The sequence below is a fragment of the Luteolibacter algae genome (genome assembly GCF_042683045.1).
GTDB lineage: Bacteria > Verrucomicrobiota > Verrucomicrobiia > Verrucomicrobiales > Akkermansiaceae > Luteolibacter > Luteolibacter algae.
In genome coordinates this window covers 388,196-401,043 of the sequence record NZ_JBHUIT010000002.1, presented here as the reverse complement: position 1 = coordinate 401,043, position 12,848 = coordinate 388,196, and the positions used below count along the sequence as shown (strand labels likewise).

12 protein-coding genes are annotated in these 12,848 nt (G+C 51.4%); 4 read left to right on the top strand and 8 right to left on the bottom strand.

The annotated features are described in order from the left end of the window. Window positions 1-77: 77 nt before the first annotated feature. A complete protein-coding gene (locus ACFSSA_RS02975) occupies window positions 78-1,490 on the top strand; it encodes a sulfatase-like hydrolase/transferase (protein WP_386818284.1) in 1,413 nt (470 codons plus the stop codon). 96 nt (window positions 1,491-1,586) lie between these two features. Here ACFSSA_RS02975 and ACFSSA_RS02970 read toward each other — a convergent pair whose 3' ends face one another. From ACFSSA_RS02970 to ACFSSA_RS02960, 3 genes are all read right to left on the bottom strand, one after another. Next, a complete protein-coding gene (locus ACFSSA_RS02970; protein WP_386818283.1) occupies window positions 1,587-2,570 on the bottom strand; it encodes an alpha-ketoacid dehydrogenase subunit beta in 984 nt (327 codons plus the stop codon). 51 nt (window positions 2,571-2,621) lie between these two features. Next, on the bottom strand, window positions 2,622-3,680 hold the full coding sequence (gene pdhA / locus ACFSSA_RS02965; RefSeq protein ID WP_386818282.1) for a pyruvate dehydrogenase (acetyl-transferring) E1 component subunit alpha: 1,059 nt from the start codon (window positions 3,678-3,680) through the stop codon (window positions 2,622-2,624). Between the two features lie 63 nt (window positions 3,681-3,743). Beyond that, on the bottom strand, window positions 3,744-4,319 hold the full coding sequence (locus ACFSSA_RS02960) for a DUF6580 family putative transport protein (protein WP_386818281.1): 576 nt from the start codon (window positions 4,317-4,319) through the stop codon (window positions 3,744-3,746). A gap of 226 nt (window positions 4,320-4,545) precedes the next feature. Between ACFSSA_RS02960 and dnaN the strand changes: the two genes are divergently transcribed. Together dnaN and ACFSSA_RS02950 are read left to right on the top strand one after the other, a co-directional pair. After that, window positions 4,546-5,643 carry a DNA polymerase III subunit beta gene (gene dnaN / locus ACFSSA_RS02955; RefSeq protein ID WP_386818280.1) on the top strand — a complete coding sequence of 366 codons (1,098 nt, stop codon included), beginning with the start codon at window positions 4,546-4,548 and terminating at the stop codon, window positions 5,641-5,643. Window positions 5,644-5,657: 14 nt separating this feature from the next. Beyond that, window positions 5,658-6,368, top strand: coding sequence for a YebC/PmpR family DNA-binding transcriptional regulator (locus tag ACFSSA_RS02950; protein ID WP_386818279.1), 711 nt, complete (start codon window positions 5,658-5,660; stop codon window positions 6,366-6,368). Between the two features lie 224 nt (window positions 6,369-6,592). Here the strand turns inward: ACFSSA_RS02950 and ACFSSA_RS02945 are convergent, their stop codons facing one another. Continuing rightward, window positions 6,593-8,137, bottom strand: a complete 1,545-nt coding sequence (locus tag ACFSSA_RS02945; RefSeq protein WP_386818278.1) for a hypothetical protein — start codon at window positions 8,135-8,137, stop codon at window positions 6,593-6,595. 157 nt (window positions 8,138-8,294) lie between these two features. Next, entirely contained in the window at window positions 8,295-9,518 is a 1,224-nt protein-coding gene (locus ACFSSA_RS02940; protein WP_386818277.1) for a saccharopine dehydrogenase family protein, read from the bottom strand. Window positions 9,519-9,529: 11 nt separating this feature from the next. On the opposite strand from ACFSSA_RS02940, the gene ACFSSA_RS02935 reads away from it, so the two are divergent. Beyond that, window positions 9,530-10,036 carry a hypothetical protein gene (locus ACFSSA_RS02935; RefSeq protein WP_386818276.1) on the top strand — a complete coding sequence of 169 codons (507 nt, stop codon included), beginning with the start codon at window positions 9,530-9,532 and terminating at the stop codon, window positions 10,034-10,036. 224 nt (window positions 10,037-10,260) lie between these two features. Here ACFSSA_RS02935 and ACFSSA_RS02930 read toward each other — a convergent pair whose 3' ends face one another. The 3 genes from ACFSSA_RS02930 to ACFSSA_RS02920 all read right to left on the bottom strand — a co-directional run bounded on the left by ACFSSA_RS02930 (window position 10,261) and on the right by ACFSSA_RS02920 (window position 12,533). After that, window positions 10,261-10,575: a LysR family transcriptional regulator gene (locus tag ACFSSA_RS02930; protein ID WP_386818275.1), complete on the bottom strand. Its 315-nt coding sequence runs from the start codon at window positions 10,573-10,575 to the stop codon at window positions 10,261-10,263. A 2-nt stretch (window positions 10,576-10,577) separates the two neighbouring features. Continuing rightward, the gene (locus tag ACFSSA_RS02925) at window positions 10,578-11,519 is read right to left on the bottom strand and encodes a hypothetical protein (RefSeq protein ID WP_386818274.1); all 942 of its coding nucleotides are present in this window, start codon (window positions 11,517-11,519) and stop codon (window positions 10,578-10,580) included. Between the two features lie 171 nt (window positions 11,520-11,690). Then, window positions 11,691-12,533 carry a PEP-CTERM sorting domain-containing protein gene (locus ACFSSA_RS02920; protein WP_386818273.1) on the bottom strand — a complete coding sequence of 281 codons (843 nt, stop codon included), beginning with the start codon at window positions 12,531-12,533 and terminating at the stop codon, window positions 11,691-11,693. Window positions 12,534-12,848: the final 315 nt, after the last annotated feature.

Here is a 12,848-nt window from a genome sequence, read left to right as displayed (position 1 = left end):
CTCCTGGAAGCAGAGTGAGCGGACGGCAGTCATAGATTTGGATAGACTGGGCTATCCGTCTTCGTAGACTGTTGACAATGATAGCTCTTTTGAAAAATTGCTTTTTAGGCTTTTTGACAAGTCTCCCACTGAACTTTGCTGGAATCTGCACTGCGGGAGCAGAAGAGAAGCAGCCGAATATTCTGTTACTTTTCTCCGACGATGCCGGGTATGCGGATTTTGGCTTCCAAGGAAGCCGCCATTTCAAGACACCCAATCTCGATAAGCTGGCGAAAAGCGGAATCCTGTTCTCGGAGTTCTATGTGACGGCGGCGGTGTGTGGCCCCTCTAGAGCTGGGCTTCTGACCGGAAAATACCAACAACGCTTCGGCTTCGAGGAAAACAATGTTCCCGGCTACATGAGCGAGTCCGGGCTGACCGGAGAAGATATGGGACTGCCTCTGGGGATCCCGACAATTGCGGATCATCTGAAAAAACTTGGCTACCGCACGGCGATCTTCGACAAATGGCACATGGGGGATGCCGATCGATATCACCCTCTCAAGCGGGGATTTGACGAGTTTTATGGCTTTCGAGGTGGAGCCCGCAACTACTACGCCTATCCCGATGATGCGGCCACCGAAAAAGGCAAACTGATCGAGCGTGGATTCGGCGAATTTGTGGAGCATGAGGGCTATCTGACCGACAGGCTTGCTGATGAAACCTGCGATTTCATGCAGCGGAATAAAGAAAAACCGTTTTTTGCCTATGTATCTTTCAATGCGGTCCATTCCCCAATGGATATCGATCCCGGGGATGCCAAAGAGTTTCCACAATTGGAGGGACGGCGGCGGAAAGTGGCGCAAATGACTCTATCCCTGGACCGGGCCTGCGGGCAAATTCTCGCCAAATTGGATGAACTGGGACTGCGGGAAGACACTCTGATTATTTTCACCAACGACAATGGCGGCCCAACGGATAGCAATTCATCAAGCAACTATCCGCTCAGCGGAACGAAGGCGACCCACCTGGAGGGTGGAATTCGCGTCCCGGGAATCATGTCCTGGAAAGGCCGCCTGGAAGCCGGAAGCACCTTCAAGAATCCAGTCAGCACCCTGGATTTCCTCCCAACGTTCGTCGCTTTGGGAGGTGGCAATCCCGCTGGGATAGAAGGGCTCGACGGAGTGGATCTAATGCCTTTCCTGACAGGACAAAACACCGCACTTCCCCACGAGACACTGTTTTGGAAAAAGGAATGCCGGGGAACGATCCGCAAAGGAGATTGGAAGCTTCTCCGTTTTCCGGACAGACCTGCGGAACTTTACAACATCGCAGCCGACCCCTCGGAGGATAACAACCTGGCGGATGCAAATCCTGAAAAAGTCCGCACAATGTTCAAAGAGCTTTTCGCATGGGAAGCAGAACTTGAGAGACCGCTCTGGCAGCTCAAACGGTCTTACGAAAAGCAAGCCATGGAGCGGCTGGACGAATACCGTAAACAAGAACCTTAACGCTCCGCTGGTTTTCGAAAGAAAAAGCCATCACCAGAAATCCCGGTGATGGCTTTTTGATTGAAACATTATTCCAGCTTGCCGCTGTGTGGAAAATCAGAACATGGTAAGCACTTTCTCCACAATACGACGCGGGTTTGGCAACTGCTCGTTCTCGATATGTGGTGAGTAGATTGCCGGTGCATCAATTGTGCAGACCCGCTTGATCGGAGCGTCCAGCTCATCGAAGGCATGCTCCTGGATCAGGTGGGAAACCATTGCCGATACGCCACCGAACGGCTTCGATTCATCCACAAGAACCACGCGATGTGTCTTTGCGACGGTCGCAAGAATCGCATCCACGTCAAGTGGGCGGATGGAGCGAAGATCCAGCACTTCCGCATTGATGCCGTGCTCTGCCTGGAGTGTTTCCGCAGCTTGTAGCGCACTGATTGTGGAGCGGCCGTGCGCAATTAACGAAATATCCGCACCTTCGCGTTTTACTTCCGCCTTGCCGAGAGGAATCACGAAATCGCCATCCGCAGGATCCGGAACCTCTCCAGTCATTCCGTAGAGAAGAGTATTTTCCATGACGTAGACTGGATCATTATCGCGGATTGCCGCTTTGATCAGACCTTTTGCATCAGCCGGGGTTGCCGGAGAACAAACTTTCAAGCCTGGAAAGGCTGCGAAAAGTCCTTCGGGAATGTGTGAGTGAGTCGCTCCAACGTTCGTGCCGCCGTTTGCAGGGCCACGAACCACAATCGGGCAGTTGCAAAGGCCACCGGACATATAACGAACACATGCGGCATTGTTAACCAGCTGATCGAAGGCGACGGAGTGGAATGACCAGAACATCAGCTCCATGACAGGACGGACGCCGAGCATGGAAGCCCCGATCCCCATGCCGATGAACCCGGCTTCGGAAATCGGTGTATCGACAACGCGCTTGTCACCCCATTTAGCCCAGAGGCCTTCGGTAACTTTATAAGCTCCGTTATATTGAGCGACTTCCTCACCCATGAGGACGACATTTTCGTCTCTGGCGAGTTCTTCATCGAGTCCTTCACGGAGGGCTTCACGGTAGGTCAAAGTGCGCATGATATATGGAAAATTGGATTAAGAAGTGTGTGGTGATCCGGGAACTGTGGATTAGGCAAAGAAGTGATGACCGATTTTTGACGCCTCGGTGTTGTTGTCGGTTTCCCAATAGACATCTGTGGAAATGTCCGGGATTGTCGGCGCCGGCGACTCGTCGGCAAATTTCACTGCAGCGGCAGCTTCCGCTTGTGCGTCCTTGTTGATCTTGTCCGCCATTTCCTCGTCGAGCACGCCTTCTTCAGTGAGCTTCCGGCGGAAGACGTTGATCGGATCGTGGTTCTGCTTGTAATTCTCGATCTCCTCAGGAGTGCGGTATTTCTTATGGTTCGCATCGGCAACGCTGTGGCCGTAATAGCGGTAGGTATCGATCTCCAGAACGGTTGGCTTTTGTTCCTTGCGGGCGCGCTCCATGGCGATGTGCGTTTTTGCACGCACCTCGTAGATATCAGAGCCATCAATGACATCCCATTCAATGGCGTAGGCCTCCGCACGCTGTGCAAGACATCCTGAATATGCGGACGAGCGGCTCTGGGAAGTCCCCATGGAGTAGCCGTTGTTCTCGATGACATAAACAACCGGAATGCCGAATAGAGAGGCAATGTTGAGAGACTCGTGGAAAGCACCTTGGTTAACCGCACCATCGCCAAGATAGCAAAGGCAGCAGCCCTCCTTGTTAAGATATTTCAGACCGTAAGCCAGGCCAAGACCGAGCGGTGTCTGGCCGGCGACGATTCCGTGACCTCCCCAGAAGTTTTTGTCGGGAGCAAAGAAATGCATCGAGCCGCCTTTTCCTTTTGAGCAACCGGTTTGCTTGCCATACATCTCCGCCATGCATTCATTCATCCCCATCCCTACAGCAAGGGCGTGGCCGTGATCGCGATAAGCGGTGATGAAATGATCGTCAGCGCCGCCGAGGGAGATCGTGCCAACGGCTACCGATTCCTGCCCGATGTAAAGGTGGAGGAACCCTCCCATTTTCCCTGCGCTATAGTTTTTCAAAGCAGCTTGCTCGAAGCGGCGAATGCGCACCATCTGAGTGAAGAGCTCGAGTTTTCTCTCATTGCTGAGAGACTGGTTAATGGGAGAGGTGGCGAAATTCAGATCGGACATGATGGAGAATCGGGTTAGTGAAATCGGTTGCTGAGTAGAGGTGTGAGGCGCAGGCGGCAAGGTTTATCTAGTGGCAAGCTCCGCTGACACAGGGGAAAAACGGGGTAAAGCGAAACGCGCGGAGAGAAAAACCGTGGTAAAAATCAGATTCGCCGCAGTCATGTTTCTCAAAAACACCCAAGACGGGAACGGACTGCCAGCGGGCCCTGTCCAGAGCGATTGGGACAGGCCGGTTAGATTTTTTGCATAAATAGGACTCCCGATCCAAGCGATTCCGTTGGTGATCAGATGAAAGGCAAGTGCTGCTGCGATGGATCCTAGCAACAATGTCCCAAGGCCCCGCCCGGAAAGAGCTTTACCAATGAAATAAGTGGCGACAAAAGCCAGCCCCGTTGTGAGTAGTGCATCCACCGAAAGATAGCTGTTGTTTCCTTCGATGAGCGCCGGAGCGGGATACGTGACCAACCAAGCGGAGAGTGGTAGCGCCCAAGCCCTCCAATCCTTGGCCATACAGGCACCGCAAAAGAACAAAGCGGCAAGGGGTTGAAAATTGGGTAGTGTCTCCGGGAAAAGACTCCCGATGAAACGGAAAATGATCAGAAGCAGGGCTATCAGTGCCAGTGGCAGGAAGCGATTCATGCGGACAAACTACCCGTCCGGAAGGGGGCGCGGCTAGGCGAAACTTTTAACCCGCCCAACATTTCCTCAGGAACCGTCGAACCTTGCCTTTTTTGTGCCTCTCGCACCCATAGCATACCACCTGTAGTAGCATGAGGGAAAATATCTTGGGATTCCGGTGACTGTATGCTTGCAAAGGCGGAATGAAAACAGACACTCGCAGAAGCACACTGTGCATATTCAGCTTATGAAGTTCAGTATTTCCAAAGACGTTTTCCTCGAAGGTTTGCAAAAGGTTCAGCACGTGGTGAGCTCCAGAACCACTCTGCCCATCCTCTCAAACGTCCTTTTGGTCGCAAAAGAAGGGCGTTTGATTTTTACCACCACAGACCTTGATGTCGGCATCACCGGATCTGTTGAAGCATCGATCGAAAAGGAAGGTGCCACGACCCTCCCCGCCAAACGCTTGGTAAGCATTGTGAAAGAACTGCCTTCCAGTGAAGTCGAGGTCACTGTCGACGCGAAAAATTACGCAACCATCAAAAGCGGCCCATCAACTTTCAAAATCATTGGCCTCAGCGATTCGGAATTCCCTCCGCTCCCGGATTTCGAAGGAGCAAAAACATTCAAAATCCCGCAAGCGGATCTCAAAAACGGCCTCAAGAAGACCTCTTTTGCGATTTCCACCGATGAGACACGCTATGTTTTGAACGGCATTTTCGCTTCTTTCCGTGAAGGGAAACTCGCTCTGGTCGCGACCGATGGCCGGCGCCTCGCCATGGCTGATACCGATCTGGAATTCCCGGCTTCCCATGAGACGGATGTCATCATCCCCTCGAAGGCGGTCCAGGAGATCCAACGTCTGCTGGGAGATTCCGGTGAGGTCGAGGTCAAGCTTAGCGACAGCCAGATTTCTTTCACCGTTGGTGATACCTTCCTTGCAAGCAAACTGATCGAAGGAAACTATCCGAACTATCGCCAGGTTATCCCAGGCGATAGTAACGAGCGCGTGGTGATATCCCGCGACGCACTTCTCGAAACAGTCCGCCGGGTATCTTTGCTTTCGTCAGATAAATCCAATTCCGTTAAGCTGATCTTTTCAGAAAACCAGATTGAAGTGACCGCGAACTCACCGGATGTGGGTGAAGCGCAAGAGACTTTGGAGGTAAGTTACGGGGGGCCGAATATGCAGATCGCTTTCAATCCCGAGTTTCTCCAAGCTCCACTCCGCGCTCTGGACACCGATAATATTTACCTGGACCTCATTGACGAGATGAGCCCGGGTGTGATTCGCATTGATGGCTCATTCCTCTACGTATTAATGCCAATGCGTGTAACCAACTAATTTTCAGAAAGACCATGGGAAGAGCGTTTGAATGCAGAAGACGGGCGAAGGAATCGCGATGGGCAAGCATGTCCAAAATATTTCCCAAGCTCGCGAAGTCCATCACACTGGCAGCAAAAAACGGCGGCCCGGACCCGGAGAGCAATGCTCCACTGAGAGTTGCCATCCAAAACGCTAAAGCAGCAAACCTTTCCAAGGAGAATATTGAAAACGCGATCAAACGCGCTGCCGGGAAGGACGCGTCGGAGATCACAGAAATCACCTACGAGGCCAAGGGACCTCACGGCTCTTTGTTTTACATCGAATGTGCCACGGATAATACCAACCGCTCCGTAGGGAATTTAAAAACCATTCTCGGTAAAAACGGTGGAGAGATCGCACCGAGCGGATCCCTGAACTTCATGTTCACCCGGAAGTCAGTCATCGAATTCGAGGCGCCTGAAGGCAAAGATCTCGAGGAGTTAGAGTTCGAATTGATTGATGCCGGACTCGAAGAAATGTCTGTGGATGATGGAATCGTCACCTTGATCGGTGACTATACTTCATTTGCCAGCCTCACCGCTGCCGTTGAAGCGATGAATATTGAGACCAAGAAATCCGGACTTCAGCGGCTACCCACGCAGCCGATTGAGCTTACCGAGGAACAGATTGTAGACGTTGAAAACCTTCTCGATAAAATTGAGGATGATGATGATGTTCAATCGGTCTACACTAACTTGGGGTAACCCATAGCAAATTTATTCACTTATCACCCCGCCTCTCGCACGAGCATGGCGGGGCTTTTTTTGCCCGGCGATCCGGCTTTTCCTGAGATTCATGGTCATCCGCAATCCGGATAACATAAGTATTCGCTGGATAATCCGATCTGGACCGAAACCGGGAAATGAAAAAAGCCCGCGTCGTCAGAGACGAGACGGGCTTTATGAAAGATTAGGCTAAAGCTTTTCTCTTATTTTGTCACAACTTTCACACGGAAGAAACCTCCGCCATGAAGTTCATCATCCTGGCAGCTAACCTTGATTTGATTCGATGTCTCCTGGAAGTTCCATTTGTCATCACTCTTATCGATGCGAACCCAGGTTTTCATGTCAGTGCTGTGCTCCACATGATAGTCGAGCGCAGGGATCGGATTGATCAACTTGTCGACCTTGTATTCCCAGCATCCTTGGCCATGGGACTCGCTACCGATTTCGCTGAATGTTCCGGGCGCTGCCTGAGTATTCACCAGCTCTAAACTAGGAGCAGGAGGGACACTGCCAGCTTTTGCCGGATCCGAGCCAAAAGCCCATTCGGCAAAGTTACTTGCTCCGTCTCCGTCATAGTCCGCACTTGGATCACGCTGTTCGTTAGTAGCATTTGCCGGAAGAGCAGCACGAAGCGCCGTAGTCATGAAGTTCCCCATTTTCACAGGCAGGCGAAAGCGGCGCACCGATCGCTCGAAAGCGACGGAGGTCGTAGGCCGGTAGGTAGAAAATTCGATCTCAAACAAACCACTTTCACCTGGAGCCAAGAAACCTGGAGCCAACGCATAACTGGTTTGAACAGGACTTGGTAAGATGATCTGATTGGAGACGCCGGTAAAGTTCGGGAAAATAATCTCGCCCGTGGTTCCAGAATTTGGATCTTCGGGGGCTGTCAGTGCTCTGATGGACACATAGGCCGTGTCGTTCCCTGGAATAATACGCTCTCCGGTATTGCCCTCCCATTCGATTACATTAACGATGTTCGGATCGAGCACGGCGAAACCGCCGTCGAAAATGACGTTTTTGAAACGAAAGCCTACTCTCTGATTGTTGACCTTCCGGTAGCCGTCAAGAGTCGGAAAAAGGTTAAGGGTTTGAGCGATTGGATTGTTGTTTGTGCCAGGAGTCTGACCTAAGCGGGGAAACGTGAAGGTATAGGAGCCCGGGACGATTTCCTTATCGAAACGGCTACGATCGCCTGGAAGGTAAACCCGGCTGAAACGATACCCGGAAATACTATATTCTGATGAACCGATAGGAGACTGAATGTTAAAGAACACCTTCGCACTACTTCCAGTAAAACCGGAAAGCGGACGAGGCAGCTCGGATGGAGGTGCCGCCACCAGCCTTACGTTCTGCGGTTCAAACGGTCTGATGGAACGAGCTGCGATAATTTGCGAAACCGTAGCATACGCCTGGGAATCATTAACACCGTCCCCGTCGATATCTCCGGCGGTGATATATCCTGTTGCACCTTGGGCGCATTTTCCTTTTCCAAATAAATCTTCAGGTGGATTTGGCGGAAAGTATTCATCGAGAATACATGGAGATTCATAAATCAGCAAGCCATCGCGCAACCCGATGTTGAAAGAGCCACCTTGGAAGGTCACATCAGTCGGGCTTTGCTGGTAGGTCGCGGAAGATTGAGCAACGAACTGGAAGGAACCTTCGTTCGTAACTTGCGCACCAGCAGTCTGAAAACCTGCCAAGAGTGCAGCCGTTAGAAAAGTATGGGTTTTTGTGATGTTCACGCTGAGAATGTCGTAAGAAACCACATCACTGACAAGTCAAAATTCGTGTCAGATTGCAAATTTTTGCAATACTATGTAAACGCAGCCCCAATATTTTTTAAAATATTGGGGCTTGGATCTTAAATATCCGGAATTTGCGCAATTCAGGAACTTTCAATCATGCAACCTCGAAACTTGCCGCCTGTTCAGGGGTCAGCTCGATGTATTTCCATGGAAGGCCGAATTCATTGAGATCGGCCATGAAGGAATCGGGATCATGCTGCTCCATGTTCCAGACACCCGGTTTGCTCCATCCACCGCAAAGCATTTGCTTCGCGCCGATCATTGCCGGCACGCCAGTCGTGTAGGAAATCGCTTGCGAGCCCACCTCTTCGAAACAGGCTTCGTGATCGCAGATGTTGTAAACGTAAATCGCCTTCGGCTTGCCGTCCTTGATTCCGCTGATGATGTTTCCGATACAGGTTCTACCTTTCGTTGTTTCTCCAAGATCGCCGGGATTCGGGAGAACCGCTTTCAAAAATTGTAGCGGAACGATTTTCTGCCCCTGATACTCGACTTCATCGATGCGGGTCATGCCAACATTTTCCAACACTTCGAGATGCTTGAGGTAATTCGGAGAAAAACTCATCCAAAACTGGGCACGTTTGATCGTAGGAATGTGTTTTACCAACGATTCGAGTTCTTCATGATACATCCGGTAGATTTCATAGTTGCCGACTCCATCCGGGCAGGTGAACGATTGATGGGTGGACATCGGGGCACTCTCTACAAACTCACCGTTCTCCCAGTGGCGGCATTCTGCGGTAACCTCCCTGATGTTGATCTCGGGATTGAAATTGGTCGCAAAAGCATGGCCGTGATCGCCCCCGTTCACATCAATGATATCCAGGGTGTGAATCTCATCAAAATGATGTTTCAGTGCCCAGGCTGTGAAGATATTGGTCACGCCCGGATCAAAGCCAGAACCGAGTAGAGCGGACAGTCCAGCTTCTTCAAATTTCTCCTGATACTTCCATTGCCAGGAATACTCGAACTTCGCCACGTCCAGAGGCTCGTAATTGGCAGTATCCATGTAATCAATACCAGCCTTCAAACACGCATCCATCAGATTGAGGTCCTGGTAGGGGAGTGCGACATTGATTAAAAGCACCGCCCCGGCTTTTTTGATGAGGGCCGCGGTTTCATCGGAGTTATCAGCATCCACCTTCGCGGTCGCAATCTGCTTGCCTGTCCTCTGCAATACCGAAGCGGCGATATCGTCACACTTGGAAAGCGTGCGCGAGGCCAGGGTGATTTCGCCGAAGACTTCCGGGAGCATGGCACATTTGTGGGCGACTACACTGCCGACTCCGCCGGCTCCGATGATGAGAATATTTTTCATAAGATAAAAACTTGGAAAGCGCCACTCACGCCGCGCCACATGTGCTTACTAGGTGGGACAGATCCGGGGATTTGGCAAGTTTTTCGGGAGCGGGTGTGCGGAATGTCACACGCCGGAATGATCATACACAAGCCCGGGAGCGCGCTTTTGCCGCCAGTCTTGCGACCGCCTCAAGAACAAGCGGATTCCGCTCTTCCGCCCGATACCTGACGCCAAAGGTAAACGCCTCCGGCAGCAGTGAATCGAAAACACCTGCCACAGATAGACCGGCACCCCGCAGATGCAATCGACTTTCCGCGTCTCCGGGCAAAACCAATACTCCTATCCCTTGGGAACATTCACGCACAGCTTCAGCCTCGGTCGATACCACCAAGTTGCTCAGCAAAGAAAATCCGTATGATTCCCTACACCAGCGGGATAAAAATTCCCAGAACCCGAGAGCCATTGTCTCGCACGGCACGACAACACTGGACGCCACGGAGTCGGGAAAATTGAATTTTTCTTCCGAGAAATCGTAATAATTTGGATTCCAGGCGACGGTGAGTCCCCGCTGACAGAAAATTGGCTCCGTTTTTATACCCGATACACTGCCGGCATTCAGGAAAGATCCCGTCAGAACTATATCGGCACTGTATGAGACCAGGGCCTCCTGCCAACCTGCATCGCCGCACAGACTCGCCCACTCTTCCGCTGACTGCGATTCGCTATCCCGCTGGGAAGAATCTCTCAGGTATCCGGATAGCTAACTGCCATCGGCAAGAATCTTCAACGTTTTGTTCTGTGCCCGTCTCCAGTAGGAAACCCGGCTGAGGAGACTATTGTATTCGGAGTTAATATTCCTTATAATCGGCAAGAGACGCATCCCTTCTTCTGTAAGCACATTCCCTTCCGGACGGCGGTGGAAAAGGGTGAAGCCGAAAATCTGCTCCAGCTTTGCAATGCGCATGCTTACGGAAGGCTGCGAAACGCCTAGCGACTTCGCCGCGCCTGCAAATCCATGCTCGTGGACCAAGGCAATGACAGCCTGCAATTCCCGAATTTCCGGCGTAATCAACATAATTATGGACGTGATTTCAACTGCTCGCAAAGGCCCGGTAAGAACTCGAAGGGATGCTGCTTTAAATAAGTCGCACTCAGGGAAAATGCATAAGGGCTGTCCTCCCTGACAGGTAGAGTGGTCCAGAAGCGCTCATCGACGCTAACCTCTAATGCTTGAACCACAGTCCCTCTCTCACAGCTGGACGGGTGGCTCAGCCAGTCCATCCACTCCTGCTCCGATAATTTCAGTTTCGGTCGCTTGCTGTGCTGATTTGCCCGATCATGAATGTAGCCGAAATCCATCTGTAATGCGTAGGACGCCCTCGGGCTATCATCCTGCAAATTTCCTCGAAGATATTCGCGGACAGGAATCTTACCAATAATGGTGGATTCAAAACGGTCCCCGGCGTTATCCAGAAAGCCCAGATACAAATCACAATGCCCTTGGCTAAGTGCTTTGGCAGCATCTCCCACCTCTATGGGGACATAGGCAGTTCGCACACCCGGGAGCTCCTGAAGCCGCAGAAACGCTTTACGGAAGGCAGCAGTTCTAAAGACTGCCGCGGTGGCTCCCAGTCGCAGGACACGGGAGTGATTCCGGATGATCTCCACCTCTTCCATGAGATGCGCCACCGCATTCTGCAGTTTGGCGGAATCATTGAAAAGCCTTTCGCTAAACGGCGTTGGCACAAGCCGTCCTCTCGAATCCTCGATGAAAAGAGTTTCCTCGAAGGCCAGTTCGAGATCGCGGATGGTCTTTACGACACTTCTTTTTGCAGCCCCGGTGCCGACAGCGACAGAAGTGTAGTCACGCTCCAAATACGCCCTCCGAAACAGCTGAAGATGACGGAAATCCACCACTCCCGCTCCTCCCACCATGGTTTCCGAAGCTCTCGCAAGACCCCGCTGAGGCAAGCGGCCTGATATTACCTCATGGGTGTGTCCTGAAAAAATCGTATTCATAGCAATAGGTCTAATTAAGACATCCTTATGAAAATTCCCAATCCATCAAAAATTAAGTCTATCGAAAATCGGCCATCGCCAGATTATTAAAGTTTCCATAACAAACACACGAAGAAACCTTCCATCCCCGTAGTGAATGGAAGGTCTTACGATTGCACAAATTCATATAAGTTAGCGTCTGCGCCGCAGCAGGCAGACACCACCAAGCAAACCCGAAAGCATCAGGGATGATGGCTCAGGGACCTGATTCACCGTAAACTCTGAGAAAGTAAGAACATTCTGGTTTTCGGCGGAGCCTCCAAGTGCGGAAACGCTGACTCCCGAAGTGGCTGCGAACTTGAAATCCAAATGATCAAGCGCCTGTGAAGACTGGAATTGAAAGGTGAAAAGTCCTGTATCCGGTTGGTTTCCCAACGTCACAACATCCAGCAAATTCAGGAGTTCCGCGCTTCCGGCCCCAGTCCCGGAGACCTCAGGATTGGTAATGCCAAAGGTGGAAGCGCTCAAAAGATTCGCCGGCAGACCCGAACCCGACGTCACGCGAAAACTGACTTCGTAAACTTGGTTTGGAGCTATGGCCAGCCCCGACATCGTCGCATCGGACTCCCAGCTATAGAGAACGCTCGCACCTACCAGATCATTGATCAGTGGCGTCAGGTTTTGCCCTCCGACATCCTCACCCAATAACGTGGCGCTTGTTGTAATTTCCCGTCCAAAAACGAGTGAGTCCCCGGAAGTTTGGGTGTAGGCAGCCAATTGCGCGTCCAGATTTGCCACGATAACATTCGTCCGCACCTGGGCATGTCCCCCGGCTGAGTGACGCCACGTTGTAGATCCACTACTTTGGGTGCCTTCGACCTTGGCGGTATTGACACTGACATTCAGGATTCCAGAAGTTGCGCCCTGCCGACGAACCTTGAAATCGGGGTTGAAAAAATCTGCGCTCTGAATTGTTTGAGCAGTCAGGGAAGCGGGCAACAAGCCAGCAAGACATATTAACTTTATTAATTTCATTGGGTAGGGGTGTAAGGGTGAACAAGCCATCCCCACCTCTCACTCCATGGAAAACCACCTCGATGAAATGCAGGGAAACCTTGCATATTCAACTTAGGCAATGCCCTCACAATCCATCAATCCACCTGGCAGCCAAACTACTAATCATCCGATAAAACAATTATCTAACAGTCAAAGCCCTGATAATCAGACACATAGCCAAGATTCATTATTACCCGACCACTCAACCTTTGACAAAATCCTCCTCCTATCGACCAGTTCCCGAGCGTCCTTGGTGAAAAACGACGGAAAGCTACTTATCATCCTATAAGCAAC